Origin of the sequence: Micromonospora sp. NPDC006431, from assembly GCF_042870725.1 — a bacterium.
GTDB lineage: Bacteria > Actinomycetota > Actinomycetes > Mycobacteriales > Micromonosporaceae > Micromonospora.
Genome location: NZ_JBIAHQ010000001.1, coordinates 12,796 through 37,717, shown reverse-complemented (window position 1 = coordinate 37,717; position 24,922 = coordinate 12,796). Strand labels below are relative to the sequence as shown.

26 protein-coding genes and 1 tRNA gene are annotated in these 24,922 nt (G+C 72.5%); 15 read left to right on the top strand and 12 right to left on the bottom strand.

The features are described from left to right. Nucleotides 1-32: 32 nt before the first annotated feature. From ACFYM6_RS00195 to ACFYM6_RS00185, 3 genes are read right to left on the bottom strand one after another with little or no spacing between them, the layout of a single operon-like run. Nucleotides 33-758, bottom strand: coding sequence for a CDP-alcohol phosphatidyltransferase family protein (locus ACFYM6_RS00195; protein WP_387270793.1), 726 nt, complete (start codon nucleotides 756-758; stop codon nucleotides 33-35). Further along, on the bottom strand, nucleotides 733-1,800 hold the full coding sequence (locus tag ACFYM6_RS00190; protein WP_073837057.1) for an iron-containing alcohol dehydrogenase family protein: 1,068 nt from the start codon (nucleotides 1,798-1,800) through the stop codon (nucleotides 733-735). Before ACFYM6_RS00190 ends, ACFYM6_RS00195 begins: the two co-directional genes overlap by 26 nt. Continuing rightward, the gene (locus tag ACFYM6_RS00185; RefSeq protein ID WP_073837058.1) at nucleotides 1,788-2,519 is read right to left on the bottom strand and encodes a sugar phosphate nucleotidyltransferase; all 732 of its coding nucleotides are present in this window, start codon (nucleotides 2,517-2,519) and stop codon (nucleotides 1,788-1,790) included. Before ACFYM6_RS00185 ends, ACFYM6_RS00190 begins: the two co-directional genes overlap by 13 nt. 314 nt (nucleotides 2,520-2,833) lie before the next feature. Between ACFYM6_RS00185 and ACFYM6_RS00180 the strand changes: the two genes are divergently transcribed. The 3 genes from ACFYM6_RS00180 to corA all read left to right on the top strand — a co-directional run bounded on the left by ACFYM6_RS00180 (nucleotide 2,834) and on the right by corA (nucleotide 6,080). Beyond that, entirely contained in the window at nucleotides 2,834-3,226 is a 393-nt protein-coding gene (locus tag ACFYM6_RS00180; protein WP_387270791.1) for a cyclic nucleotide-binding/CBS domain-containing protein, read from the top strand. Between the two features lie 255 nt (nucleotides 3,227-3,481). Next, nucleotides 3,482-4,576, top strand: a complete 1,095-nt coding sequence (locus tag ACFYM6_RS00175; protein WP_387270789.1) for a PLP-dependent aminotransferase family protein — start codon at nucleotides 3,482-3,484, stop codon at nucleotides 4,574-4,576. A gap of 355 nt (nucleotides 4,577-4,931) precedes the next feature. Beyond that, on the top strand, nucleotides 4,932-6,080 hold the full coding sequence (corA, locus tag ACFYM6_RS00170; protein WP_387270787.1) for a magnesium/cobalt transporter CorA: 1,149 nt from the start codon (nucleotides 4,932-4,934) through the stop codon (nucleotides 6,078-6,080). A gap of 61 nt (nucleotides 6,081-6,141) precedes the next feature. On the opposite strand, the gene ACFYM6_RS00165 is transcribed toward corA, so the two are convergent. Continuing rightward, nucleotides 6,142-6,930: a hypothetical protein gene (locus ACFYM6_RS00165; RefSeq protein ID WP_387270785.1), complete on the bottom strand. Its 789-nt coding sequence runs from the start codon at nucleotides 6,928-6,930 to the stop codon at nucleotides 6,142-6,144. 84 nt (nucleotides 6,931-7,014) lie between these two features. Between ACFYM6_RS00165 and ACFYM6_RS00160 the strand changes: the two genes are divergently transcribed. Next, on the top strand, nucleotides 7,015-7,545 hold the full coding sequence (locus ACFYM6_RS00160; protein ID WP_387270784.1) for a peptidylprolyl isomerase: 531 nt from the start codon (nucleotides 7,015-7,017) through the stop codon (nucleotides 7,543-7,545). 70 nt (nucleotides 7,546-7,615) lie between these two features. Next, nucleotides 7,616-8,515 (top strand): rhomboid family intramembrane serine protease, encoded by a 900-nt coding sequence (locus ACFYM6_RS00155; RefSeq protein ID WP_387271815.1) that lies wholly within the window; start codon nucleotides 7,616-7,618, stop codon nucleotides 8,513-8,515. Nucleotides 8,516-8,549: 34 nt separating this feature from the next. Here ACFYM6_RS00155 and ACFYM6_RS00150 read toward each other — a convergent pair whose 3' ends face one another. Then, nucleotides 8,550-8,987, bottom strand: coding sequence for a PH domain-containing protein (locus ACFYM6_RS00150; RefSeq protein ID WP_387270782.1), 438 nt, complete (start codon nucleotides 8,985-8,987; stop codon nucleotides 8,550-8,552). Nucleotides 8,988-9,101: 114 nt separating this feature from the next. On the opposite strand from ACFYM6_RS00150, the gene ACFYM6_RS00145 reads away from it, so the two are divergent. From ACFYM6_RS00145 to ACFYM6_RS00125, 5 genes are all read left to right on the top strand, one after another. Beyond that, the gene (locus ACFYM6_RS00145; protein ID WP_073837066.1) at nucleotides 9,102-10,274 is read left to right on the top strand and encodes an acetyl-CoA C-acyltransferase; all 1,173 of its coding nucleotides are present in this window, start codon (nucleotides 9,102-9,104) and stop codon (nucleotides 10,272-10,274) included. Nucleotides 10,275-10,472: 198 nt separating this feature from the next. Continuing rightward, nucleotides 10,473-10,985 carry a hypothetical protein gene (locus tag ACFYM6_RS00140; protein WP_387270780.1) on the top strand — a complete coding sequence of 171 codons (513 nt, stop codon included), beginning with the start codon at nucleotides 10,473-10,475 and terminating at the stop codon, nucleotides 10,983-10,985. A 68-nt stretch (nucleotides 10,986-11,053) separates the two neighbouring features. Beyond that, the gene (locus ACFYM6_RS00135; RefSeq protein WP_387270778.1) at nucleotides 11,054-11,746 is read left to right on the top strand and encodes a response regulator transcription factor; all 693 of its coding nucleotides are present in this window, start codon (nucleotides 11,054-11,056) and stop codon (nucleotides 11,744-11,746) included. Further along, nucleotides 11,739-13,190, top strand: coding sequence for a sensor histidine kinase (locus ACFYM6_RS00130; protein ID WP_387270776.1), 1,452 nt, complete (start codon nucleotides 11,739-11,741; stop codon nucleotides 13,188-13,190). Before ACFYM6_RS00135 ends, ACFYM6_RS00130 begins: the two co-directional genes overlap by 8 nt. A gap of 58 nt (nucleotides 13,191-13,248) precedes the next feature. After that, a complete protein-coding gene (locus tag ACFYM6_RS00125) occupies nucleotides 13,249-13,851 on the top strand; it encodes a hypothetical protein (RefSeq protein ID WP_387270774.1) in 603 nt (200 codons plus the stop codon). A gap of 60 nt (nucleotides 13,852-13,911) precedes the next feature. On the opposite strand, the gene ACFYM6_RS00120 is transcribed toward ACFYM6_RS00125, so the two are convergent. Continuing rightward, a complete protein-coding gene (locus ACFYM6_RS00120; RefSeq protein WP_387270773.1) occupies nucleotides 13,912-15,510 on the bottom strand; it encodes a ricin-type beta-trefoil lectin domain protein in 1,599 nt (532 codons plus the stop codon). Between the two features lie 263 nt (nucleotides 15,511-15,773). Here ACFYM6_RS00120 and ACFYM6_RS00115 point away from each other — a divergent pair, with 263 nt between their 5' ends. Next, nucleotides 15,774-16,472 carry a glycosyltransferase family 2 protein gene (locus ACFYM6_RS00115; RefSeq protein WP_357434323.1) on the top strand — a complete coding sequence of 233 codons (699 nt, stop codon included), beginning with the start codon at nucleotides 15,774-15,776 and terminating at the stop codon, nucleotides 16,470-16,472. Nucleotides 16,473-16,543: 71 nt separating this feature from the next. Here ACFYM6_RS00115 and ACFYM6_RS00110 read toward each other — a convergent pair whose 3' ends face one another. Both ACFYM6_RS00110 and ACFYM6_RS00105 read right to left on the bottom strand, forming a co-directional pair. Continuing rightward, nucleotides 16,544-17,422, bottom strand: a complete 879-nt coding sequence (locus tag ACFYM6_RS00110; RefSeq protein WP_387270771.1) for a transketolase family protein — start codon at nucleotides 17,420-17,422, stop codon at nucleotides 16,544-16,546. Between the two features lie 2 nt (nucleotides 17,423-17,424). Beyond that, entirely contained in the window at nucleotides 17,425-18,117 is a 693-nt protein-coding gene (locus tag ACFYM6_RS00105; protein ID WP_387270769.1) for a transketolase, read from the bottom strand. Between the two features lie 46 nt (nucleotides 18,118-18,163). On the opposite strand from ACFYM6_RS00105, the gene soxR reads away from it, so the two are divergent. Further along, nucleotides 18,164-18,625 (top strand): redox-sensitive transcriptional activator SoxR, encoded by a 462-nt coding sequence (soxR, locus tag ACFYM6_RS00100; RefSeq protein ID WP_357434320.1) that lies wholly within the window; start codon nucleotides 18,164-18,166, stop codon nucleotides 18,623-18,625. Between the two features lie 4 nt (nucleotides 18,626-18,629). Here the strand turns inward: soxR and ACFYM6_RS00095 are convergent, their stop codons facing one another. Further along, complete coding sequence (locus ACFYM6_RS00095) at nucleotides 18,630-19,604, bottom strand: NAD(P)H-quinone oxidoreductase (RefSeq protein WP_387270767.1); 975 nt, start codon at nucleotides 19,602-19,604, stop codon at nucleotides 18,630-18,632. Between the two features lie 9 nt (nucleotides 19,605-19,613). Further along, nucleotides 19,614-20,153 (bottom strand): AAA family ATPase, encoded by a 540-nt coding sequence (locus ACFYM6_RS00090; protein WP_387270765.1) that lies wholly within the window; start codon nucleotides 20,151-20,153, stop codon nucleotides 19,614-19,616. A 97-nt stretch (nucleotides 20,154-20,250) separates the two neighbouring features. Here ACFYM6_RS00090 and ACFYM6_RS00085 point away from each other — a divergent pair. Then, nucleotides 20,251-20,339, top strand: a tRNA-Ser gene (locus ACFYM6_RS00085). Between the two features lie 244 nt (nucleotides 20,340-20,583). After that, on the top strand, nucleotides 20,584-21,117 hold the full coding sequence (locus tag ACFYM6_RS00080; RefSeq protein WP_387270764.1) for a YbhB/YbcL family Raf kinase inhibitor-like protein: 534 nt from the start codon (nucleotides 20,584-20,586) through the stop codon (nucleotides 21,115-21,117). A gap of 65 nt (nucleotides 21,118-21,182) precedes the next feature. On the opposite strand, the gene ACFYM6_RS00075 is transcribed toward ACFYM6_RS00080, so the two are convergent. Next, a complete protein-coding gene (locus ACFYM6_RS00075) occupies nucleotides 21,183-21,893 on the bottom strand; it encodes a class I SAM-dependent methyltransferase (protein WP_387270762.1) in 711 nt (236 codons plus the stop codon). 210 nt (nucleotides 21,894-22,103) lie between these two features. On the opposite strand from ACFYM6_RS00075, the gene ACFYM6_RS00070 reads away from it, so the two are divergent. After that, a complete protein-coding gene (locus ACFYM6_RS00070) occupies nucleotides 22,104-23,915 on the top strand; it encodes a hypothetical protein (RefSeq protein ID WP_387270760.1) in 1,812 nt (603 codons plus the stop codon). A 29-nt stretch (nucleotides 23,916-23,944) separates the two neighbouring features. On the opposite strand, the gene ACFYM6_RS00065 is transcribed toward ACFYM6_RS00070, so the two are convergent. Then, a complete protein-coding gene (locus ACFYM6_RS00065; RefSeq protein WP_387270758.1) occupies nucleotides 23,945-24,727 on the bottom strand; it encodes a hypothetical protein in 783 nt (260 codons plus the stop codon). Nucleotides 24,728-24,922: the final 195 nt, after the last annotated feature.

Here is a 24,922-nt window from a genome sequence, read left to right as displayed (position 1 = left end):
GGTCGGGGCGCGGCCGGTCCCAGCCGCGGTCGTCAGCGGAGGGAGGTGCGGGCGGAGAACGTGATGCTGGCGAGCAGGAAGCCGCCGTTGACGATCGTGAAGGCGACGACCAGCCAGATGGTCAGCGCCGGGGCGACGGCCAGCACCAGACCGGCCAGGAAGATCACTGCGCCGTAGTCCCGGACCAGCTTCACCAGGCGTACCGGGAACGAGGACGAGGTGACCATGCTGGCCGCGTTCGGGCCGGCCTGCATCACCGAGGTGACCAGGTTGACCATCCAGGTGCCGGCGAAGACGACCATCAGCCAGGTCGGCGTCGACGGGCGCTGCGCCACGGCGGTCGCCCCGAGGGCGGCGACCAGGGCGATCTGGGCGGCCACGTCGCAGAGCACGTCGACCCGGGCACCCGCCGCGCTGCCCTGACCGGTGACCCGGGCGAGCTGCCCGTCCGCGCAGTCCAGCGCGTACGCGAGCTGCCAGCCGACCAGGGCGACCAGTCCGACCGCCCAGGCCGGGACGTCGTTGGCGGCCACCGGGCCGGCCAGCGCGACCACGGTGACCGAGGTGGCCAGGCCGAGCACCAGGTTGGTGAGGGTCAGCGCGGTGGGGCGCAGCCCGAGCCGCTGGGCGGCCAGCGCGAAGACCGCCCCGATCCACTGGCTGACCGACTCGCTGAACAGGCCGCCGCCCCGGTTGACCCGGTGGAAGTCGGCGACGGCGGGCCGGGACGGGTCAGCCAAGGTCATCGCGAAGTTCATCGGCGTAATCTCCCAGCCGCCGGCGGGTCTCGTCGGGCGACATCGCAAGGTGTTCGAGGATGGTGTAACGGCCCGGCCGGGTGGCCGGCGCATACTGCACCGCCTCGACGAACTGCTCGTCGGTCAGGCCCAGCTCGGCCGGCGTGGTCGCCAGGCCGTGCCGGTGCAGACAGCGGACGAGCTGCCGGAAGCGCTCGGTCTCCCCGCGCAGGAAGGTGCAGAACAGCGCGCCGAGGCCGACCTGCTCGCCGTGTGAGCCGGTGCCGGGGTAGAGCTTGTCGATGGCGTGCGAGATCTCGTGGTCGCCGCCGCTGGCCGGTCGGGTCGACCCGCACACCGAGCTCGCGATGCCGCCGAGGATGAGCGCCTCCGCGAGGGTGGTGAGGAAGCCGTCGTCGGTGATCTTGCCGGGATGGTTGAGCAGCGCCTCGGCGCCCGTCCGGGCGAGGGTGAGGGCCAGGCCGTCGATCGGTTCGCCGCGTACCTCGTGCGCCAGCTCCCAGTCGGCGCAGGCGCTCAGGTTGCTCACCGCGTCGCCGATGCCTGCCTGGGTCTGCCGGTCCGGCCCGCTCTCCACGAAGTCCAGGTCCACGATCACCGCGATCGGGATGTGCACCCCGTAGGAGCCCTTGCCGCCCTCGTGATCGAGCGAGGCGGTGGGCGAGGCGATGCCGTCATTCGCCAGGCTGGTCGCCACGGTCACCATCGGGATGCCGTAGCGGGTGGCGGCGTACTTGGCGGTGTCGATGGTCTTGCCGCCACCGATGCCCACCACGGCGTCGTACTGGCGGCGGCGCAGCCGGTCACCGAGCTGGTTGGCCGCGTCGATGGTGCCGCCGGTGACGGTGAACACATCGGCCGCGCCGAGGGACGGCCGGCACAGCTCGACGATCTTCTCGCCCTGACCGGGGCCGACCACCACCGCCACGTCGCCCCCGGTGGAGATCCGCCGGTCGGCGAGGAGCGGACCGAGGTCGGCGACCGCACCGCGGCGGACCTCGATCGCCAGCGGGGTGTTGACGGTCCGGGCTAGTAGCGGCACGCGATCTCCCACGCCCGAGCCAGGTCGGCGTGGTTGTCGACCTCGACCCAGGAGACGTCGCCGATCGGCGCTGCCCGCACCTCGCCACCCCGGTCGGCGAACTCCTGGTAGCCGTCCTCGTAGTAGAGGTTCGGGTCGCGCCGCCAGGTCGCCTCCAGGGCGTCGGCGAGCGCGTCGGCCACCTGCGGCTCGATCAGCGTCGCGCCGATGTACTCCCCGTACGCCTCACCCGGGTCCATCAGCTTGGTGATCCGGGTGAGCTGACCGGCCGCGTCGAAGGTGGTCTTCATCTCCTCCTCGGCCAGCGGCTTGAGCGTGTCGACGGCGAGCAGGATGGCCGGCCCGCGCTCGGCCAGCAGGGTCTTCTCCACGCTCACCGGGTGCACGGTGTCGCCGTTGACCAGCAGCACGCCCCTGGAGAAGTGCTCCCGGGCCAGCCAGAGCGAGTACGCGTTGTTCCACTCCTCGGCCTTGTCGTTGAACACGAGGGTGATCTTGACGCCGTACTTCTCCTCCAGCGCCGCCTGCCGCTGCCGGACCGCGTCCGCCGCGTAGCCGACCACGATCACGATCTCGGTCAGGCCCACCTCGGCGAGGTTGCGCAGCGCGATGTCGAGGATGGTGATCTCCCCGTCCACCGGCACCAATGCCTTCGGCAGGGTGTCGGTGTACGGGCGCAGCCGACGCCCCGCACCGGCTGCCAGTACCATCCCGATCATGCCGACGCCTCCCCACGACTGACACATGGTCATCGTGGAGAATAGCGTCACCGCCCGGCAGTGCTCCGGCCAACTGGTGTTAGCCGGTCGTTCAGCCAGGAAGTGCCCTGAATTCGGCTATAATGCGCGGCCGTTTCCGCAGCTCAACGGCGTCGGTCACCGGCTGATCGAATGCCGGGCGGCGAAGGCGTCCTCGGCGATCAGCCCGTCGTTGACGTCGCGACACGCTCGTGGCGGTGACGGGCTTGTCCCGGTACGCATCGATGGCCCACCATGTCCGTACCGAGGCCGCCGTCCCACAGGGGTGATGCGTGATGCAGGTTCGGGAAGCGATGTCCAGTGAGGTTCTCGTGGTCGGCCCGGAGCACACGCTCCGCGAGGCGGCCCGGATGATGTCGGCCCGCCGGGTCGGGTCGGCGGTCGTGATCGACCCGGACTCCGAAGGGGTCGGGATCATGACCGAACGCGACGTACTCAAGGCGATCGGCGCCGGGCTCGACCCGGATGTCGAACGCACCGGAGCCCACCTGACCTGGGACGTCGTCTACGCCGGCCCGGACTGGACGGTGGAGGAGGCGGCGGTCGCCATGGCCCGCGGCGGCTTCCGGCACCTGGTCGTGCTCGACGGCCGGGAGGTGGCCGGGGTGATCTCGGTACGCGACCTGATGCGGGTCTGGGCGCGCGAGCACACCGCCGCGAGGGTCTGAGCCGACGGCGGAAGTGACGATCGCCCGGCCGAACCGGCCGGGCGGTCGTCGTACGGTCGTCAGATCACGGGCCGGCGAAGGCCGCCGAGGCCCGCCAGTCCACCTTGTCCAACCCGGCGGAGCGTCCGAGGTACGACAGCTCACGAGCCCGGTTCGGATCTCCGGTGCCCCTGGTTGGACGGATCGACCGCCCGCATGTTGAACTTCGCGTGTATGCCGGTCGGAGCGGCCGGACCAGGCCCTAGGCTCGTGCGCATGACCGCCGAGCAGCTGATCTCTTTCGCCCGTGGCGCTCCCTCGTTGGACATCGTCGATGTCGAGGGGCTCAAGGCCGCCGCCGTCCGCGCGTTCGACGCCGATCCCGCCGGGATCACGGCGTACGGCACCTCCGTCGGTTACCCGCCCCTGCGAAAGTGGATCGCGGACAAGCACGGCGTCGAGGCCGACCAGGTGCTGATCACCAACGGCTCCCTCCAGGCCGACGCCTTCCTCTTCGACCACCTGGTCCGCCGCGGCGACGCGGTGGTGGTCGAGCGCCCCACGTACGACCGGACGCTGCTCAACCTCCAGCAGATGGGCGGCGAGATCCACGGCGTGTCGATCCAGCCCGACGGTCTGGACACCGCCGAGCTGCGCAAGCTGCTGGAGTCCGGGGTGCGCCCCCGGCTGGCCCACGTCATCCCGAACTACCAGAACCCGGCGGGCGTGACCCTCTCCCTGGAGAAGCGCCGCGAGCTGCTGGACCTGGCCGCCGAGTACGGCTTCACGATCTTCGAGGACGACCCGTACGCGGACATCCGGTTCCGCGGCGAGCCGCTGCCGTCGATGCTGTCGATGGACACCCGGGGCGTGGTGGTGCACGCCTCCAGCTTCACCAAGACGGTCTGCCCCGGGGTCCGGGTCGGCTACCTGGTCGGCCCGCCGGAGTTGATCGCCGGGATCGCGAAGCGGGCGACCAACCTCTACATCTCGCCCGGCATGGTCTCCGAGGCGATCGTGCACCAGTTCTGCGTCTCCGGCGACATCGAGCGGTCGATCCAGACCGTGCGGACCGCCCTCGGCGAGCGGGCCCAGGTGCTCGCGGAGTCGCTGCGCCGGCATCTGCCCGAGGCCCGGTTCGTCGAGCCGGACGGTGGCTACTTCCTCTGGGTGGAGCTGCCGGAGGACGTCGAGGTCGACCGGGTCGCCCCGGCCGCCGCCGAGCGCGGGGTGGCTGTGGTCAAGGGCAGCGACTTCATGATCGACGGCGGTCGGCATGCGCTACGGCTGGCGTTCTCCGCAGTGACCGCGGATCGGATCGACGAAGGTGTCCGGCGGCTGGCCCAGGCGGTGGCGGCCGTCCGGGGCTGAATTTCTGTCGGGTTTCTGACAAAAAGGCGATGCCGGCCGGTTCAGCACTCCCGCTGGGCCGGCCGGCGGCTCACAATGCTGCGAGCGCCGTTCGCCTGTCGTTGACGGGTCCGTTGCCCGGGGAGCCGCACCCGGCCCTCGTCCGGACCACCGGCGCGCGCAGCACAACTCCCGCCCCCAAGGGTGCCGGGTGGGCCGTGTCGCCCCTCACCCCCCTGACGCGGCCGGCCCGCCCGGCGCCACCTTCGCGGCGTGACGCCGGTCGCAGCGCTGCCGCCGCTGCCGGCCGCTCGGGCTGCGATTCGCCCCGATCGGCGTAACCTGCAAGCCGCAGCACCGTCGGAAGGGGGGCGAGATGACGGACCGGGTGGCACGCGAGCGCACCGCCGGGCAGAACGGCGGGCGGATGATCAGACCACGGGCCTGGGCGGCACCGGTACGCGCCATGTCCCGCATCCTCAACGCCGACGGCTCCCCCCGGACGCCCGAGCCGGTCGACACCGGCCGCAGCGGGATCGTCGACTGCGGCCTCTACGTGGACGGCAAGCGCCAGTCGGGCGAGTGGGGTTACGCCGACGCCCTGGCGGCGGCGCGCAAGGAGCGCAACGCCTTCGTCTGGCTCGGCCTGCACGAGCCGGAACTGGACGAGATGAGCGCGATCGCCGCCACCTACGGCCTGCACGAACTCGCCGTGGAGGACGCGGTCAAGGCCGAGCAGCGGCCCAAGCTGGAGCGCTTCGGCGAGGTGACGTTCCTGGTGCTGCGCACCGCCCGCTACTGCGAGCACGCGGAGCTGACGGAGAACTCCGAGGTGGTGGAGACCGGCCAGGTGATGCTCTTCATCGGGCCGAACTTTCTGATCAGCGTCCGGCACGGCGACGCCTGCCGGCTCGCGCCGGTCCGGGCCGACCTGGAGGAGAAGCGGGACCTGCTGCGGCACGGCCCGTGGGCGGTCGCGTACGCGGTCACCGACCGGGTGGTGGACCTCTATCTGGAGGTCGCCGATCGGCTGGAGGACGACCTCGACGTGTTGGAGGCGGACGTCTTCGACCGGCAGGGCAGCGGGCGGATCCAGCGGATCTACCAGATGAAGCGGGAGCTGGTGGAGTTCAAGCGGGCGGTGGCACCGTTGCAGCGTCCGCTGCTCACCCTCACCTCCCAGGTCAACCGGGAGGTGCCGGAGGAGATCCGGCGCTACTTCCGGGACGTGCAGGACCACCTCAGCCGCACCGTGGAGCAGGTCAGCTCGTACGACGACCTGCTGAACTCGATCCTCCAGGCCCGGCTGGCCCAGGTCACCGTCGACCAGAACAACGACATGCGCAAGATCGCCGCCTGGGCCGCCATCGCCGCGGTGTGGACCGCGATCGCCGGTATCTACGGCATGAACTTCGATGTCATGCCCGAGTTGAAGTGGACGTACGGCTACCCGGTCGTGCTGGCGGTCATGCTCACCATCTCGCTCGCCCTCTACCGCTGGTTCCGCCGCAACGGCTGGCTGTAGCCGGTCCCGGGCAACCGGAAGCGCCGGCCCGCGCGGCCGGCGCTTCCGTGGTCGACCCGGGTCAGCGGCCGCCGCTGGACTTGGCGGAGTTCTTCCCCGCGTTCACTGCCTTGCTGACGTCGGTGGCCGGCCGGCCGGAGGTGTCCCGGGCGCCCTCGGCGACCGAGGGGACCTTGTCGGTCGGCTGTATCACCGGCTGGCTGCTGGACTTGGCGGTGGCCGCGCTGCCGTTGCCGGACATCGCCGAGCTGCCGGCACCGGTCCGGCCGGCCTCGGTCACCTTCGCGGTCGGATCGGGGGTCTCCACCACGATGGTGTCGACGTCCTCGCGCATCGGCTCCAGCGTGCCGGTCGGGTCGTACTCGGCCCACTCCTGCTGCTCGCGGCGGCGGCGCATGGCCATCGCGCCGGCCAGGCCGGCCACCGCGCCGGCGGCGAACAGGCCCGTCATCATGCCCCGCGACCGCTTCCGCTTCCTGGCGGCCTTGAGGTTCTTCGCCTTGGCCTGCCGCGTCACCGCGGCCTTCCGGGCGGCGGCCTTCCGGCCAACCACCGCCTTCTTGCCCGCGGCCTCGGCCTGCGCGTTGCGCACGGCCAGGACCAGCGGCGCGAGCGAGGCCGCCGTCGAAGCGAGCCCGTCCGACGCCCGGTCCCGGACCATGATCGCGGTGGGCGCGGCGGCAGCCCGGGCTGCCTGGACCCGCGGGCCGACACCCTTCGCGGCATGCGCCGCGGCCTGCCTCAGGTGACCGATGCCCTGGCTCAGCTCCGCCTTCGCGAGCTGCCCCTGGGTCTTACGCCGCCCGATTCCAAACACGGTCCCACCTCCTGGGAGTTGTTCCTCCGTCATCCTCCACCTTCGGATGCCTCCGCAGGGCCAGATCGGGCACATGGGAGGATCCGCATGGAACTGACCAACGAGTGAGGAGTACCCGTGGCCGAGGCTGTCTACGCCACCTTGCACACCAACGCTGGCCCGATCCGGCTGGAGCTCTTCCCCAACCACGCGCCGAAGACCGTCCGCAACTTCGTCGAGCTGGCCGAGGGCACGAAGGAATACATCGACCCGCGGACCGGCCAGCCGGGCAGCGGGCCGTACTACGACGGCACCGTCTCGCACCGCGTGATCAGCGGGTTCATGATCCAGATGGGCGACCCGACCGGCACCGGTCGCGGCGGCCCGGGCTACAAGTTCGCCGACGAGTTCCACCCGGAGTTGCGCTTCGACCGCCCCTACCTGCTGGCGATGGCGAACGCCGGGCCGGGCACCAATGGCTCGCAGTTCTTCATCACGGTCTCCCAGACGCCGCACCTGAACAACCGGCACACCATCTTCGGGCAGGTCGCCGACGAGCAGTCGACGAAGGTCGTGGACTCGATCGCGAACACCCCGACCGGCCCGAGCGACCGGCCGCTGCAGGACGTGGTCATCGAGCGCGTCGAGATCGAGCGCAAGCCGTCCTGACCACGGCCCGGGTACCTTTGCTCGCATGACTGAGCGCTCCGGGCAGACAGGTGACGCCGCCGGAGGACCGATGCCGACCACTCCGGTCTGCTACCGGCACCCCGATCGGGAGACGTACGTCCGGTGCACCCGGTGTGACCGGCCGATCTGCCCGGAGTGCATGCGGGACGCCTCCGTCGGGCACCAGTGCCCCGAGTGCGTCAGCGAGGGACGCCGTAGCGTGCGGCCGGCGCGTACCGCCTTCGGTGGCGGTGCCGCCGGCCGCCAGGGCTACGTCACGAAGGCCCTGATCGCGCTGAACGTGCTGGTCATGATCCTGTCCATCGCCTCGGACCGGGGCGGGGACGCGGCCGTCGGCGGCTCCGGCTTCGGCGGCCTGCTCGGCGGCTCTACCCCGCTGACCGACTGGGGTGCGGTGCTCGGCCAGGCCGTCTTCCCGGACGGCACCGTCGGCGGGATCGCCCAGGGGCAGTGGTACCGGCTGGTCACCGCGATGTTCCTGCACTACGGCGTGGTGCACCTGCTGCTCAACATGTGGGCGCTCTGGGTGCTCGGCCGGAGCTTGGAGGCGGTGCTGGGCCCGCTGCGCTTCCTCGCGCTCTATCTGATCGCCGGGCTCGGCGGCAACGTCGCGGTCTACCTGTTCAGCCCGGTCAACCAGCCGTCAGCCGGGGCGTCCACCGCCATCTTCGGTCTGTTCGCCGCGACCTTCGTGATCATGCGACGGCTGGGCCGGGACACCTCGGCCATCCTGCCGATCCTGGTGATCAACCTGATCTTCACGTTCACCGTGCCGGGCATCTCCATCGCCGGTCACCTGGGCGGCCTGGTCATCGGCGCGGTGATGGCGCTGGTCCTGGCGTACGCGCCGCGGATGCGGCGGACCGGGTTCCAGGCGGCGGGCGGGGCGATCGTGCTGGTCGCGCTCCTCGGGTTGATCCTCGTCCGCACCTCGATGCTCACCGGCTGAACGGGCGCCCCGGCCGGCCCTGCCGCCGGCCGGGTCAGCCGGTCTCGGCGGCACGGGCGGCGCGCAGCGCCTCGGCCACCTCTGCCGGCGGCGCGTCCAGGTCGTACCGGCCGAACAGGTGCAACGACTCGCCCGCGTCGATCTCCAGCGTCTCGGCGGTCAGCCCCCGTCGGGTACGCCGTTCCACCCGGATCGCCTCCACGGCCGGCCAGGGCAGCCGCCGGCGGCCGGCGAAGCCCTGGATCACCGTGACGCCCTCCGCGTCCACGGCCAGCCGGACCGGCGCGACCAGGTCGCGTACCCCCCAACCGGCCAGCGCGGCGGCGGCCAGCCCGGCGAGCACGAGCTGGACCCGGTCGCCGCCGGCGAAGAGCAGGCTGAGCGCGACCAGGACGAGCGCCGCGACCAGCTTGGCCACCGGCAGGACCGCCGGCACCCGCCACTGCCGGGCCGGAGTCGACTGGGGATGCACGGTCCCAGCATGCCAGCCGACCCGTCCCCGGCGCGACGGACGGGTAGCGGGGGGAGGACGCCCGGCCGGGTGAGGACGTAGGATCGGGGCAGCCCAAGTTACCGGGGAGTAAACATGAGTGACGCGGTCATCGTCGGTGCGGTACGGACCCCGGTCGGGCGGCGCAAGGGCAGTCTCGCCGGCGTGCACCCGGTCGACCTCTCGGCGCATGTGCTGCGCGCCCTCGCCGAGCGGACCGGCATCGACCCGGGCCAGGTCGACGACGTGGTCTGGGGCTGCGTGTCCCAGGTCGGCGAGCAGTCGTGGAACGTGGCGCGCAACGCCGTCCTCGCCGCCGGTTGGCCCGAGTCGGTCCCCGGCACCACTCTCGACCGGCAGTGCGGGTCGAGCCAGCAGGCGCTGCACTTCGCCGCCGCCACCGTCCTCTCCGGTCAGGCCGACCTGGTGGTCGCCGGTGGCGTCGAGTCGATGACCCGGGTGCCGATGGGCTCCAGCGTGGCCGGGGGGATGCCGTTCAGCGCGGCGATCCTGGAGCGCTACCGCGGCGTCGAGGGCGTCGCCGCGGACAGCCCGCTGCCGTTCAACCAGGGCGTCGGGGCCGAGCTGATGGCGGAGCGGTGGCGCTTCTCGCGCAGCCAGCTCGACGAGTTCGCGCTGGCCAGCCACGAGAAGGCGGCCGCCGCGCAGGACGCCGGGGCGTTCGACCCGGAGCTGGCCCCGGTGGCGCTCGCCGACGGCGGCAAGTTCACCGCCGACGAGGGTATCCGCCGGGACACCTCGCTGGCCAAGCTCGGCGAGCTGGCCACCCCGTTCAAGGCCGACGGCGTGGTCACCGCCGGCTCCGCGTCGCAGATCTCCGACGGGGCCGCGGCGCTGGCGGTCACCACCAGCGAGTGGGCCAGCCGGCACGGGCTGCGCCCGCTGGCCCGCGTACACACCGCCGTGGTCGCCGCCGACGATCCGGTCACCATGCTCACCGCCCCCATCCCGGCCACCGCCAAGGCGCTGCGCCGCGCGGGGCTGGGCATCGAGGAGATCGGCGTGTACGAGGTGAACGAGGCGTTCGCCCCGGTGCCGCTGGCCTGGCTCGCGGAGACCGAGGCGGACCCGGAGCGGCTCAACCCGCGTGGCGGGGCGATCGCCCTCGGCCACCCGCTCGGCGCGTCCGGTGCCCGGATCATGATCACGATGCTCCAGCACATGCGGGACAACGGGATCCGCTACGGCCTGCAGACCATGTGCGAGGGCGGCGGCATGGCCAACGCCACCATCGTCGAGCTGCTCTGATCGGACGATCTCCTCGCCCGCCGGTCGGGCCACCCGTCCGGCCGGACCTGGCGACCGCCGCCACCCGGCGATCACGGGCTCGCCCGCCCTGGGCGGGCTGGGCGGAGGCCGGACAACGAGTGCGATTTGCATAGGTGGAAGTTCCAGAAATCGGGGGTGACCCATATCACCCCTGCTCACATGCTCGTTGCATCTTGCATGGACGTGTTCTCGCGAACGTTCCTTCCGGCCGCCGCCGAGACCGGCCTGGCGACCCAGACCGTCAGCCGGCACATGCCGGTGTTCCGCCGGTGCGTGGGCTCCGGCGACGCCACCATCCTGGTGACCCGATGCAGCCGCCCGGACCACCCGGTCGGCGGCGAATACCTGATGCTCCTCACCCACCGCCGCCTGGTGGTGACCCAGCAGACCCGGGTGCTGCACCGGCTGCGCCTGCACCTCAACACCGAACTGCGCGAGCTGAGCAACGTGACCTGGAGCCCGGACCCCCGGTCGCACAGCGTCGAGCTGGCCGCCACCGCGATCGACGGGGTCCGCGAGCGGTTCCTCCTCCGTACCCACCACCCGAAGCAGGTGTGGCAGGTCGACGCCCTGCTCAACCACGCCTTCCGGACCCGGCTCCGGACGTCGGCGGAGCGGCTGGTCGCCACCATCGGCGAGCCGCCGGTCGGCACCCGGCCGGCGGTGTTCCGCCCGGCGCCGGTGCGCTGACCGGCTCCTTACCGAACCCGAACAATCCCTGACGTCCCGGTCGGGCGCCGGTCGGTAATCATTGGCCGGTGACCGCCGACACCGCGCCGCGCGGGCTCGTCCTCGTGGTCGAGGACGAGCCGGCCATCGCCGATCTGGTCCGGCTCTACCTGGCCCGGGACGGGTTCGGCGTACACCTGGAACGGGACGGTGCGGCCGGGCTGGCCGCCGCGCGGCGGCTGCGCCCGGTGGCCTGCGTGCTCGACATCGCGCTGCCCGGCCTGGCCGGGACCGAAATCTGCCGGCGGCTGCGCGAGGCCGGCGACTGGACGCCGGTCATCTTCCTGACCGCCCGGGACGACGAGGTCGACCGGATCGTCGGCCTGGAACTCGGCGCGGACGACTACGTGACCAAGCCGTTCAGCCCGCGCGAGCTGGTCGCCCGGGTCCGGGCGGTGCTGCGTCGGGCCGCCGGGGCACCCGCCGGGGCCGAGCAGCCCCGGGTGGTCGGCGCCGTCACCCTGGACCCGGCCCGCCGGACGGTCACCGTGGCCGGCGCCCCGGTCCAGCTCACCTCCACCGAGTTCGACCTGCTCGCGCACCTGATGGCCCGGCCCGGCCGGGTCTTCACCCGGGAGGAACTGCTGGCCGGCGTCTGGGGATACGCCGCGCACGCCGGCACCCGGACGGTGGACGTGCACGTCGCGCAGGTGCGCGCCAAGCTCGGCCCGGCCAGCGTGATCCGCACCCACCGCGGCGTCGGGTACGCGGCCGATGCCTGAGCACACCCACCAGCCCACCGTCGCGCTGCCGGTGCTCGGGCCCCGCCCGGCCCCGCCCCGGCGGCGCCTCGCGCACACCCTGACCGCCCGCGCGGTCCTGGTCACCTGCGCGGTGGCGCTGGTGTCGGTGCTGGTCACCGCGCTGGTCGCGGTCCCGCTGACGGTACGCGGCGCCGAGCGGCGCGACCAGGAGGCGCTGGCCGGCCAGGCCCAGCTCGCGGCCGGTGTGCTCCGGGTCAGCGCGGCGCGGCAGCGGGACGCCGCCGGGGAGCGGCTGATCCGCCAACTCCGCCAGCAGGACATCGACGTGTATCTCATCCGGGCCGGCCAGGTGGATCGCCCCGGCCTGCCCCGGCAGGTGGTGAGCCGGGTGGCGTCCGGGCGGGACGTCTCCGGCCGGCGGCTGGTCAACGGCGAACGGGCGCTGGTCGAGGGGCGGGCGCTGGCCGGCGGCGACGGGCTGGTGCTGACCCGGGCCACCACCAGCGGACCCTGGCGGCAGGTGCTGCGCGGCCTCTGGCTGCCGCTGCTCGCCGGGCTCGCCGCCGGGGTGGTCGCCGGCCTGCTGCTCGCCCGCCGGCTGGCCCGGCCCATCCGGACCGCCGCCCGTGCCGCCGCCCGGCTGCGCGGCGGGGACCGGGCGGTCCGCGTACCGGTGGAGCCGCCGGACGAGGTGGCCGACCTGGCGTACGCGCTGAACGGGCTGGCCGCCGCGCTGGCCACCAGCGAGGGGCGGCAGCGGGAGTTCCTGCTCTCCGTCTCGCACGAACTGCGCACCCCGCTCACCGCGATCCGGGGCTATGCCGAGGCGCTGGCCGACGGGGTGATCGAGGCGGATGCGGTGCCGGCCACCGGGCGGACCATGCTCGCCGAGGCCGAGCACCTGGACCGGCTGGTCGCCGACCTGCTGGCGCTGGCCCGGCTGGAGGCCGCCGACTTCCCGCTGGAACCGGGCCCGGTCGACCTGACCCGGCTGGCCGCCGACGCGGAACGGACCTGGTCCGACCGGTGCGCGGCGGTCGGGGTGCCGTTCCGGGTGGAGACGCCCGGCGGGCCCGTGCCCACGTACACCGATCCGGGGCGGATCCGGCAGGTCGTGGACGGGTTGCTGGAGAACGCGCTGCGGGTCGTACCGCCGGAAGCGCCGATCGTGCTCGCGGTCCGGCCGGCCGGCGCGGACCCGGCTGCGGGCGGTGTCGTCGAGGTCCGCGACGGCGGACCCGGCTTCACCGACGACGACCTGGCCGTGGCGTTCGAGCGCGGCGCGCTGCACCAGCGGTACCGGGGTGTGCGCAAGGTGGGCAGCGGCCTGGGCCTGGCGCTCGCCGCCGGGCTGGTCCGCCGCCTGGGCGGCGACATCGCCGCCGGGCACGCCCCGGAGGGCGGCGCGGCCTTCGCCGTCCGGCTGCCCGGTGATCCTTACCTGACCCGAACATCGGCCTGACGATCCGCTCGTCCGCCCCGGCGACGATGACGGCAACACGGACCAGAGAGGACAACCGATGGCACGTCAGGGAATCGTCACCGGCGTCACCGCGCTGCTCGCGGCCGCTGCGCTCGGCCTCACCGGCTGCGACCCGGCCCCGCTCGCCGCGGACCCCGCGAAGGAGACCGCGGTCGAGGTGGCCGCCGCCATGGGGGCGGACGGTCAGGCGCTCGCCGCGCTGGGCTTCGACGCCGCCGAGTTGGACGTCGACCCGGTCGCCGCCCCCTCGGCCTCCGCCCCGGCCGGTGAGCAGGCCGGTCCGCAGGACAAGCGGGGTGAGCGGGCGGAGGAGTGGCGGAAGCGGCACCGGGCCCAGGTGCTGCTCCGGAAGAACACGCTGCACGGCGAGGTCGTGGTGCGGACCAAGGACGGCGGTACGAAGACGATCGCCGTCCAGCGCGGCCAGGTGACCGCCATCGACGAGCGGTCGATGACCGTGAAGTCCACCGACGGCTTCACGATGACCTGGACCTTCGGCGACAAGCTGCGGGTCCTCGAGCGGCGCACCACCGTGCGGTCCAGCGACATCAAGGTCGGCACCACCGTCGGGGTCGCGGGTGCCAAGGACGGCGACGGTGGCAGCGCCCGGCTGATCGTGGTGCCGGTCAGGCAGCAGTGAACGGAGGGGCCCCCGCTTGCCGCCTGAGGTGGTAGCGGGGGCCCCGGTTGACCGCTCGGGTCAGTAGACGCGGGATCCGATGAAGTCGTCGTGGCCGTAGCCGACCGGGTTGGCGTACGACCGGGACTCGAAGGACCACTGCTGACGGGTGCTGGTGGAGCAGGCGGCCAGCCGTAGCCGCGGGGTCCCCAGCAGTGGGTTGTCGAAGCCGACGCAGAGGTTGCTCGCGCCGGCCGGCTTGAGCTGGTTGCCGGCGAAGACGAACTTCTGGTTGGGCCCGCCGTGGCAGTCGTAGCTGTTGACGGTGGTGCCGGCGGTCAGCGAGCCGCCGGTCACGTCCAGGCAGCGGTCGTGGGAGAGCTCGGAGTGCAGCGACTGCCGCGCCGGGTCGTACCAGAACCCCTGGTTCCGCCCGCCGTGGCAGGCGTACGACTGCTGCACCGTGCCGTTGCGCGAGTCGTACCCCTTGCCGTCCACGCAGGTGCCGGTGGCGACGTTGCGCAGCTGCCGGAACGCCAGCAGCTCGTTGACCAGCACGCCCTGCCCGGTGCTGGCCGGGTCGACGCAGGTGGCCTGCTGGAGGCCTGCGGTCCAGAACTGGGTGATGCACTGGGCGAACATGCCGTGGCCCCGGTAGTTGGGGTGGAACGACTGCCGGGCCGCGTTCTCGTCCCAGATCCCGACCTCGATGTAGAGCCCGCGGACCGAGGTGTTGTCGGTGCACACCTCGTGGCCGTGGAAGAGCCGGCTGGCGTCCAGATAGCGGGTCCCGGTGTTCGTGGCGGCCGCGCGCAGCGCCGACTCGAACAGCGGCACCGCCTTGTTCCGGGCGAACGCCATGTCGGCCAGGTAGAGCAGGCAGCCGCCGGCGTACCAGCCGGGGAAGTCGGGGTTGTCCTCGACGTCCGGGCTGGCCGGGCTCGGGTACGACATCAGCACCAGGTCGTAGTCGGAGCGCAGGTAGCCGGCGGAGGTCATGGTCTGCCGGATCGAGTTGATCGCGGCCTCGACCGCGACCCGACTGCCGTCGGTGCGGATCGTCCACTGGTCGGTGTACGTCGGCCAGCACGCCCCCTGGAAGAAGACCCGGCGGATCGCGCAGTCGGTGGCGACCGGCCCGAACTGGATGGTGCCTTCGCCGTTCGCGCCGACGACCACCCAGATCAGCTTGACGTGCGTGTTGCGCGCCTTGATCGCCAGGTAGTCGCCCTGGTTCAGCTCGTTGTGCTGGGTCGGGCCGCCGGCCATCAGGTGCCACGGGGTCGCGCCCGAGCAGGCCAGGTTGTAGCGCTCGTCGGCCGGGATGCCGGTACGGAAGACGGCCTGGTCGTACGAACGGTCGCACCAGTTGCCGGGCTGATGGGTGCCGGGGACGTAGTTGCCCACCCCCTCACCGGAGATCTCGCTGTCGCCCATGGTGACCAGGGCGGTCCGCCGCTGCTCCAGTGGCCGGAGTTCGGGGGATCCGTAGAGGGCGGTGGCCTCGGCGGCCCGGACGGTCTCGAGGGCGGCGGGGAGCGGCTGGACGGCGGGCCGATCGGTGGCGGCCGCAGGGGCGGCCGGTCCGACCAGGAGCGGCAGGGCGAGAGCGGCGGCGGACACGACGGCCAGGGCCCGCCGTCGGGTCGTCCGCCCGCGCCTGGCGGGGGTACCAAGCATCGACGCACTCCTTTCGGTTCAATCGCTCTACGTCGATTGAGTTACCGGAAGGTAACCCGAATGGAGGAGGGATGTGAATGCGTCTCGGAAACGTTGCGGGCGGGTGCGGAAGCGGACCCTTCCGACATATCGGGTCGGCCGTGCGGGCGGCAGCGGACCGGCCGGATGTTCAACCTCGTCGAATTCGCTGCCATGCTTTGGTGACCGCGGGGACCGGCCAGGTTACGCTAGGCCCGATCTGCCGTCGCCACCGTGGAGAACCCGTGAAGCTGTCGATCCTCATGCCGGTCTACAACGAGGAAGAACGCATCGCGGATGCCCTCAAGCAGGCGTTGGCAGTGGACTACCCCTGCGAGATCGAACTCGTCGTCGTCGACGACGGCAGCCGCGACGGCACCGCCGAGGTGCTCGGCCGGGTGGACGACGCCCGGCTGCGGGTCATCACCCACCAGCGCAACGCTGGCAAGGGCGCGGCGATCAAGACCGCCGTCGACAACGCCGAGGGCGACTACCTGGTCATCCTCGACGCCGACCTCGAGTACGACCCGCAGGACATCCCGCGGCTGCTCGAGCCGGTGCTCGACGGCCGGGCGACGGTCGTCTACGGCAATCGGACCTTCGGCAGCCACAGCGCCTACAGCTTCTGGTACGTGATGGGCAACAAGGGCGTCACGATGGCGGCCAACGTGCTCTTCAACTCCTACATCGGCGACCTGGAGACCTGCTTCAAGCTGATGCCGCTGGAGCTCTACCGCTCGCTGCGGATCCGCTCCCGCGGCTTCGGCATGGAGGCCGAGGTCACCGGCAAGCTGCTTCGCCAGCGCATCCGCCCGTACGAGGTGCCGATCAGCTACCGTGCGCGGGGCCGCGAGGAGGGCAAGAAGATCACCTGGAAGGACGGCGTCGAGGCGATCTGGATCCTGGCCCGTGAGCGTGCCCGCCGCCGCCCGGTCGACTCCTGATCTCTCATCGCCAGGTCGCGGATCCGGCGGTGTCCCGGGCTGATTGATCCCGCGACACCGCGACCCCCGTTTCAGACGGCGAGGAACTCCTCGACCGACCGGCGCAGGCCGGCCGCGTCCAGGCCGTGCCAGCGGTCGTGATCCTCGGGCGTGCCGTAGCGGCGCAGCTCCGACCGGCCCACCCCGAGAGCGAGCAACCGGTGCGGCCGGTCGGCCAGCGCCGCGCCGACCACCCGGGCCGAGGTGCCCGCCAGGTACGGCTCGACCAGGATCACCTCGGTGCCGGCGAGGGCCCGCAGCCCCGCCGTGTCGAAGGGCCGCGGCCGATGGGTGTACGCCACGGTGACCGGCCGGTCGGCGACCGCCGCGAGGGCCTGGTCGAGTAGCGGCCCGACCGCCACCAGCAGCGGCGCGCCCGGCCCCGCGTCGCGGACCACGCGCAGGTCACCCGCCTCCGGGTACGCCCGCGCGTTGCTCTGGGTGGACAGCCGCACGTACGCCGAATCCGACCCGCACACCACGCCGCGCAGCAGCCCCGGCACCTCGTCCCGGTGGCCGGGCACGTGGACCGTCCAGTCGTGCAGGGTGTCGATCAGCGCGACGTCCGCCGGGCTCAAATGGGTGCGGCCCGCCGCCGCCCGGTCGTACGACGCGCCGACGCTGACCAGCACCGCCCCGACCCCCTGGTGGTCGAGGTCCAGCTTGATCTGCTCGTACGCCCGCTCGACCAGGAACGGCGCGTAGCTGTGCACGATCGGGCGCTGACCGGTCAGCGCGAGCCCACCCGCCACGCCCACCATGAGCTGCTCCCGGATACCGACGTTGATGACCCGGTCCGGGTGGCGTTCGGCGGCCGGGGCGAACGCCGCGGCGGAGATGTCGGCCAGCACGATGGTGGTCCGGGGGTCGTCCAGGAAGGCGGTGGCCGTGGCCACGAAGGTGTCGCGCATGATCACTCCCCGTCGGTGACGACCGCGACGACGACGTGCGGCCGATGGTTGTCGTGCCCGGTGAGGGCGGTGTGCAGGGCCTCGTGGTCCCGGCCGGCCACGGTCGCGGCGCTCCACCCGTTGACGGTGAACCGGCTCGCCGCGCCGCCCGGCCAGCCGTGACTCGCCGACCGGTTGTCCAGCACGATCGCCGTCAGGTTGCCCAGCCCCGTCGCCCCGGCGTACGCGATCGCCTCGTGGTTGGAGCCCTCGTCCAGCTCGGCGTCGCCGAGCAGCACGTACACCCGGGGGTCGAACCGGCCCTGGGCCCGCAGCCCGAGCGCGGTGCCCACACCCAGGCCGAGCCCGTGCCCGAGCGACCCGGACCCGATCTCCACGCCGGGCACCAGCAGCCGGTCCGGATGGTCGCCGAGGCGGCTGTCCGGCCCGCCCTGGTCGTCCAGCCACTCGAGCGGGATGAAGCCCTTCGCGGCGAGCAGCGCGTAGTAACCGGCGACGGCGTGCCCCTTGGACAGCAGGAAGCGGTCCCGGTCGGGGTCGTCGACGGTCTCCGGGGTGATCCGGAGCACCCGGTCGTAGAGCACCTGGAACACGTCCAGCGTCGAGTACACGTTCGCGCCGAACTTGCGCCCGGCGCGGACCCGGTCGAGCAGCGCCCGCAGCACGGCGGGGTCGGTGGCGGTCGTCGTCGTCATGCCGCTAGCCTCGGAGTTGAAGCGCACTTCAACTCAAGGCCCTGTGATGCACGAAGCACTCACCATCGGACAGCTCGCCGCCCGCAGCGGGGTGGCCCCCTCCGCGCTGCGCTACTACGAGCGGCTCGGGCTGATCCGGTCCCAGCGCACCGGCGGCAACCAGCGCCGGTACGCCCGCACCGAGCTGCGCCGGGTGGCGTTCATCCGGATCTCGCAGCAGGTAGGTGTCTCGCTGGAAGAGATCCGGGAGGCGCTCGACTCCCTGCCGTCGTCGCGTACGCCGACCCCGGACGACTGGGCCGCCCTCTCCCGCAGCTGGCGGGACCGGCTGGACGAGAAGATCCGGCTGCTCGGCAAGCTCCGCGACGACCTGGACGGCTGCATCGGCTGTGGCTGCCTGTCGCTGCAGCGCTGCACCCTCTACAACCCCGCTGACTCGCTGGCCGCCGAGGGCCCGGGCGCGCGGCTCATGCTGCCCCGCCCCGACTCGGACCCGGCGCCGGCCTGACCGGTCACCGGACCAGCAGCACCTTGCCCAGGTGGTCGCTGGTCTCCAGCAGGCGGTGCGCGTCGGCGGCGTCGGCCAGCTTCGCCCGGGCGTGCACCACCGGCCGGACCGCCCCGGACTCCACCAGCGGCCACACCTGCTCGCGTACCCCCCGGACGATCCCCGCCTTCTCGTCCAGCGGGCGGGAACGCAGCGCCGTCGCGTGGACCGAACCGCGTTTCGCCAGCAGCATTCCCAGGTCCAGCTCGCCCTTGCGGCCGCCCTGCATGCCGATCACCACGAGCCGGCCACCGGTGGCCAGCGCCGCCACGTTCCGCGGCAGGTACGCGGCACCCATGATGTCCAGGATCACGTCCGCGCCCCGACCGTCGGTGACCCGGCGGACCTCCTCGACGAAGTCCTGCTCCCGGTAGTCGATCGCGTGCGCGGCGCCCAGCTCGCGCAACCGGTCGTGCTTCCCCGACCGGGCGGTCACCACCACCGTGGCGCCGAGCGCCACGCCGAGCTGGATGGCGAGGGTGCCGATCCCGCTGCCCCCGCCGTGCACCAGGAGCGCCTCGCCCTCGGCCAGCCGGGCGAGCTGGACCACGTTCGACCAGACCGTGCAGGCCACCTCGGGCAGCGCGGCCGCGTCGACCAGGTCGACGCCGCGCGGGACCGGCAGCAGCTGCCCGACCGGCACGGCCACCCGTTCGGCGTACCCGCCGCCGGCCAGCAGCGCGCAGACCTCGTCGCCGACCGCCCAGCCGGTCACGCCCGGGCCGAGCGCGGCGACCATCCCGGAGCACTCCAACCCCGGGTACGCCGGCGCGCCCGGCGGCGGCGGGTACTGCCCCTGCCGTTGTAGCAGGTCGGCGCGGTTCACCGCGCTCGCCGACACCTCGACGACCACCTCGCCGGGGCCGGGCTCCGGGTCGGGCACCTCCGACCAGACGAGGGCCTCGGGTCCGCCGGGTTTCGGGATCGTGATCGCGTGCATGGCCCAGTCTTACCCGATCCGGCCATCCGTCCACGCCCGAGTCAGGATCTCGTCCACCGTCTCCGCCGGGGTCTGCGCCGAGGTGTCCAGCCAGAGCCCGATCCGGGGCGTCTCGGCGCGGAACCCGGCGTCGAAGTCGGCGACCGGCCAGTCCCCGTACCCCTGCTTGGGCCGGTCCCGCTCGCGGGCGGCGACCACCTCGGCGTGTGGCGCGAGCACCACCACCGCGAGCGGCCGGTGCCGGATCCGTTCGACCATGGCCGACAGTTCGGCTCCGATCACGATGTCCTGGAGCACGACGGTGAAGCCCTCGGCGGCGTACCGGTCCGCCGCCGTGGCGGCCAGGTCGTAGCGGAGCCGGAGCTGCCGCCACGCCTCGTCCGAGAGCTGCGCGGTCATCTCCGCGCGCCCGTTCACCACCATCCGCCGGAACACGTCACCGCGCAGGTGCACCGAGCGGGGCAGCCGCCGGGCCAGCAGTTCGGCCACAGTCGACTTGCCCGCCGCCATGATTCCGGTGATCAGCACTACCGCCGGGGTTTCCCACACGGGGCCATCCTGCCAGCGAGGGTGGGACGGCGGCTCGCCCGTGGTGCGGTCCGTGGCAGACTAGGCACGGTCGCGCGCCCCGTGGGGGACGTGTCCGGGAGGGTTCGCCTAGTGGCCGATGGCGCTGGTCTTGAAAACCGGTAAGGGCAGCGATGTCCTTCGTGGGTTCGAATCCCACACCCTCCGCCTCCTGATCAGCACGAACACACCAGCTGTACCCGGCGCAGGCGGGGCCGGGTAGCGACGCCAGGTAGTCCTGCCTGCTGTCGCCCGGCAGGCCCAGGATGGGGTACAGGTCCGCCACGCCCACGGCGAAGCCGTTCGGGGGCGAGCGTCGACCGTTCCGGACACGACGTGCTTTCGGTTCGATCGCGGCCCAGGAAGGGTATGAAGGGGCGCAGGAATTCGCGCACCCGGAAGGATCCTCTCGATGACCCTGGAACGACCGATCGCCCCGGACCCGTACGAGCTGCTGCCGACGGTGCCGTCGTTCACGCTGACCAGTGACGACGTGCGTAACGGCGAGCCGATGGACGTGCGGTACGCGCACGGCAGCGTCGGCGGCGAGAACGTCTCCCCGCACCTGGCCTGGTCGGGCTTCCCGGACGAGACCAGGAGCTTCGTGGTGACCTGCTTCGACCCGGACGCCCCGACCGGCAGCGGCTTCTGGCACTGGGTGCTGGTGAACCTGCCCGCCTCGGTCACCGAGCTGCCCACCGGCGTCGAGGAGAGCGAACTCGGCGCCGCCTTCAGCGTCCGCAGCGACTACGGCGACACCGGCTACGGCGGCGCCGCCCCGCCGGCCGGCGACCGCCCGCACCGCTACGTCTTCGCCGTGCACGCGGTGGACGTGGATCAGCTCGACGTCGGCCCCACCGCCAGCCCGGCCTACGTCGGCTTCAACCTGGCGTTCCACACCCTGGCCCGGGCGGTCATCCGCCCGACGTACCAGATCGCGGAGTGACTGGCCGCGAGCCGTGACGGAGCACGGGGCCCCGCCGGCGCGGGGGCCCGTGCCCCGTAGCAGCGTCAGCCCGGTACCCGGGCGACCGCGAAGACGGACTGGCCGAACGGCGGGCGCAGCCGCTGCTCCGCCGCCTTGGTGGCGGGGAGGACCAGGCTGTCGTAGATCTTCACCATCGGGCCCTCCTTCGGCATCAGCCGGAAGACCTTGGTGGCCATGAAGTAGCCGATGAGGCCGAGCGCGTTGGCGTAGTGGATCTTCTCAACGGTGAGCCCGGCCTCGGTCATCGCCGCCGCGAGCGTCTGCTTCGTGTAGCGGCGGACGTGACCGGTGGCGACGTCCGCCGGGCTCATCGCGAACTGGAAGGCCGGCACGATGATGATCACCGCGCCGCCGGGCCGGACCAGGTCGCGCATGCTGCGCAGCGCGCCCACGTGGTCCTCGATGTGCTCCAGTACGTTGTACGACACGGCCGCGCTGTAGTCGCCCCGCTCGGAATGCGGCAGCAGCATCTGCCGTACCTCGATGGTGGGGTGCTCGGCCAGCCGCTCCTTGAGCCGGACCAGCCGGTCCGGGTCCGCCTCGGTGGCGGTGAGTCGGGGCAGGTGCGCGGACCACTCCAGGGCGTAGTCGCCCAGCCCGCTGCCGATCTCGATGGGGTTGTCACCGAGGTGGGGCACCGCCAGCTCGACGAACCATCTCCGGTGGTTGACCGCGGTCGCCAGGCCTTCGAGCACCTCCGACTGGACGCGTTGATCCCCAGTGATATCTGCCATGCGTCGATTCCTCACGATATGACTGACCCGCGCCTGGACCGACAGAGTCAACCATCCCGATGGATGGTGCGGGAATCGGGGTACCGGGAGTGGCCGAATTGTGGTCGGGGGTGGGCACGTGATCGGCGGTCGGCGAACTCGGCACATAGTACGCCAGTACCCAGAAACATGCACGGCCACCGCGATTCCCTGACTACGCTCTGAATTGTCATGACTACTCCTGAATCGGACGCCGCCCCTGGTGGCGCTGGCGAGGACGGGCCCGGCGAGGGTGGACGGCCGGCGCGGGGCAAGTGGATCGACGCCGCCGCCGTGCTCAGTTTCGTGCTGCTCGCGTTCTGGGTGACCGCTCGGTTCTGGCTGAACCCGGCGCACGGGGTGCGGGACAACCGCACCGATCAGGCGCAGTTCGAGTGGATGATGGCGCACGGTGCCCGGGTGGTGACGGATTTTGTCTACCCGTTCACCTCGGACCGGATGAATGTGCCGGACGGCGTCAATTTGATGGCAAATACGTCGGTATTATCGGTTTCATTGCCAATGACGCCGATCACCTTGCTGTTCGGGCCGCGTACGTCATTTCTGGTCTTTCTCACCCTCGGCCTGCTCGCCACCGGTGTGGCCTGGTATTTCGTCCTGTCCCGGGTGCTGATCGGGGCCCGGGGGCCGGCCTGGCTCGGGGCCGGCTTCTGCGCCTTCGCGCCGGCGATGGTCTCGCACGCCAACGCCCACCCCAACATCGTCAGCCAGTTCGTGGTGCCGCTGATCATCTGGCGGACGCTGCGGCTGACCGACCCGGGCCGCTGGCTGCGCAACGGCGTGCTGCTCGGCCTGGTGATCGTCTGGCAGGCCTTCCTCAACCTGGAGATCCTGCTGATGACGGCGATCGGGCTCGGGGTGGTGGTGGTCGCGCTCGCCCTCGGCCGGCCACACCTGCGCCGGTCGGCCCGGACCTTCTGGGCCGGGCTCGGAGTGGCCGCCGCCGTCGCCGCGGTGCTGCTGGCGTACCCGCTGTACGTGCAGTTCTTCGGGCCCGGGGCGTACGAGGGGCTGTCCCGGCTCATCCGCGGCTACCGCACCGACCTCGCCTCGTTCGTCGCCTGGTCCCGGGAGTCGGTCGCCGGGGACGCCCGGACCAGCGCCCGGCTGGTGAAGAACGCCACCGAGGAGAACGCGTTCTTCGGCTGGCCGCTCGCCGTCCTGGTGGTCGCGCTGGTGTGGTGGCTGCGGCGCAACGTCGTGGTGCTCGGCCTGGCCGCCGTCGGAGTGATCTTCGCGGCCTTCTCCCTCGGCCGGGAGATCCGCTTCGACGGGCGGGACACCGGCATCCCCGGGCCGTGGGCCGTGCTGGAGAAGCTGCCGGTGCTGCACTCGGTGGTGCCCACCCGCTGGTCGCTGGCGCTCACCCCGATCGTCGGGATCCTGCTCGCGCTCGGCGCGGACCATGTCCGGCGGGTGGCTCGGCGACACCCGGCCGCCCGCCCGCAGATCCGGTTCGCCACGGCCACCGTGCTGACCATGGCGCTGCTGCCGATCCTGCCCACCCCGCTCCCCTCGGTACGCCTCAACCCGACACCCGACTTCGTCACCACCGGCGCCTGGCGGCCCTACGTGGCCGGGGGGCACAGCGTCGTCACGCTGCCGCTGCCCGACACCGACTACGCCGACCCGCTGCGCTGGTCCGCCGAGACCCGGCTGGGCATGCCGCTGGCCCGCGGGTACTTCCTCTACCCGGACACCCGCCCCGACGGCCACCGGGTGGCCCTGTTCAGCGCTCCGCCCCGCCCCACCAGCAGCTTCTTCACCACGATCCGGCGTACGGACGGAGTGCCGCCGATCAGCCCGGCGGACCGGATGGCCGCGCTGGAGGACCTGCGCTACTGGCGGGCGGGGGCGGTGATCCTCGACCCCCGGCTGCGGCAGGCCGACGCGTTGCGCGAGGGGATGATCGCGCTGACCGGGATCCAGCCGGTGTCCACCGGCGGGGTGTGGCTCTGGGACGTCCGCCCGCTGGTCGACTGACACCGCCTCGGCGGCGGCCGGTGTGCGGGTCAGGAGGGGCGGACGCAGCAGCCCTGGCAGATCTTCGGCCGGGGCAGGGTGAAGGCCAGGCAGCAGGTACGCCGCTGCACGGTAGGCTCCCCGCCCGGGCCGGGCACCAGCTCGACCAGGTCGCCCAGGCCGAGCGCGTCCAGCAGCGTCCCGATGCTCTCGGTCGAGGAGCCGGGCAGCGCGTCCGAGGCGCGCAGCACGCCGTGCGCGATGCCGGAGGCGACCGAGCCGAGCAGCGTACGGGTGCCGATCCGGACCTCGGCCTGGATGGCCGCGATCAGCGGGGCGAAATGGGCGTCGAGCAGAGACGCGCGCAGCGCGTCGAGCAGCGCGGCCTCGTCGGCGACCACCCGTACGTGCGGGGCGCCGGCCAGCGCCAGCGGATCGCTCGGCAGCACGGCGATCGTGGTCGAGCTGCGCAGGCCCAGGGTGAGCAGCTGGTGGTGGTCCTCGAAGTGGATCAGCACGTCGGCCGGGTCCAGCAGCGGCACCCGCCGCGCCGAGGCCCAGCCGAGCACCACCGGCAGCGCGGTCCAGTAGGTGTACGACTTCCAGGCCACCGCGGCGCAGGCGTGCGGGGTGCCGCCCCAGCGCCGGGCCGCGGCGTGCAGGAATTCCGGCAGCAGGGTGCCGTCGACCAGCCGGCTGGCCGGGGCCCAGCGAGCCGCGTCGTCGGTGACCAGCAGGCCGGGCGCGAGCCCGGGCAGGTCGTCGGTGCCGAACATGGCGCGCAGGGCCGCGGTGACCGGGGCGAGCGGTGTGGCACCGTCGCGCCTCGGCATCACCGCTGTCACCTGATCCGCCCCTGTCTGCTCGCGCACCGGCCGGCGCGTCTCGTCGGCCCGAACTAAGGCTAGCCTAACCACAGCTACCGGTCGGGGGAAAGTCGCATCGAGGGGTGGCGGGAGAGGTCCCGGTCACTCCGCCGGCCTGCTCCGGCCACTCCGGCTCGGCGTGTCTGACGCCACGCCGCGACC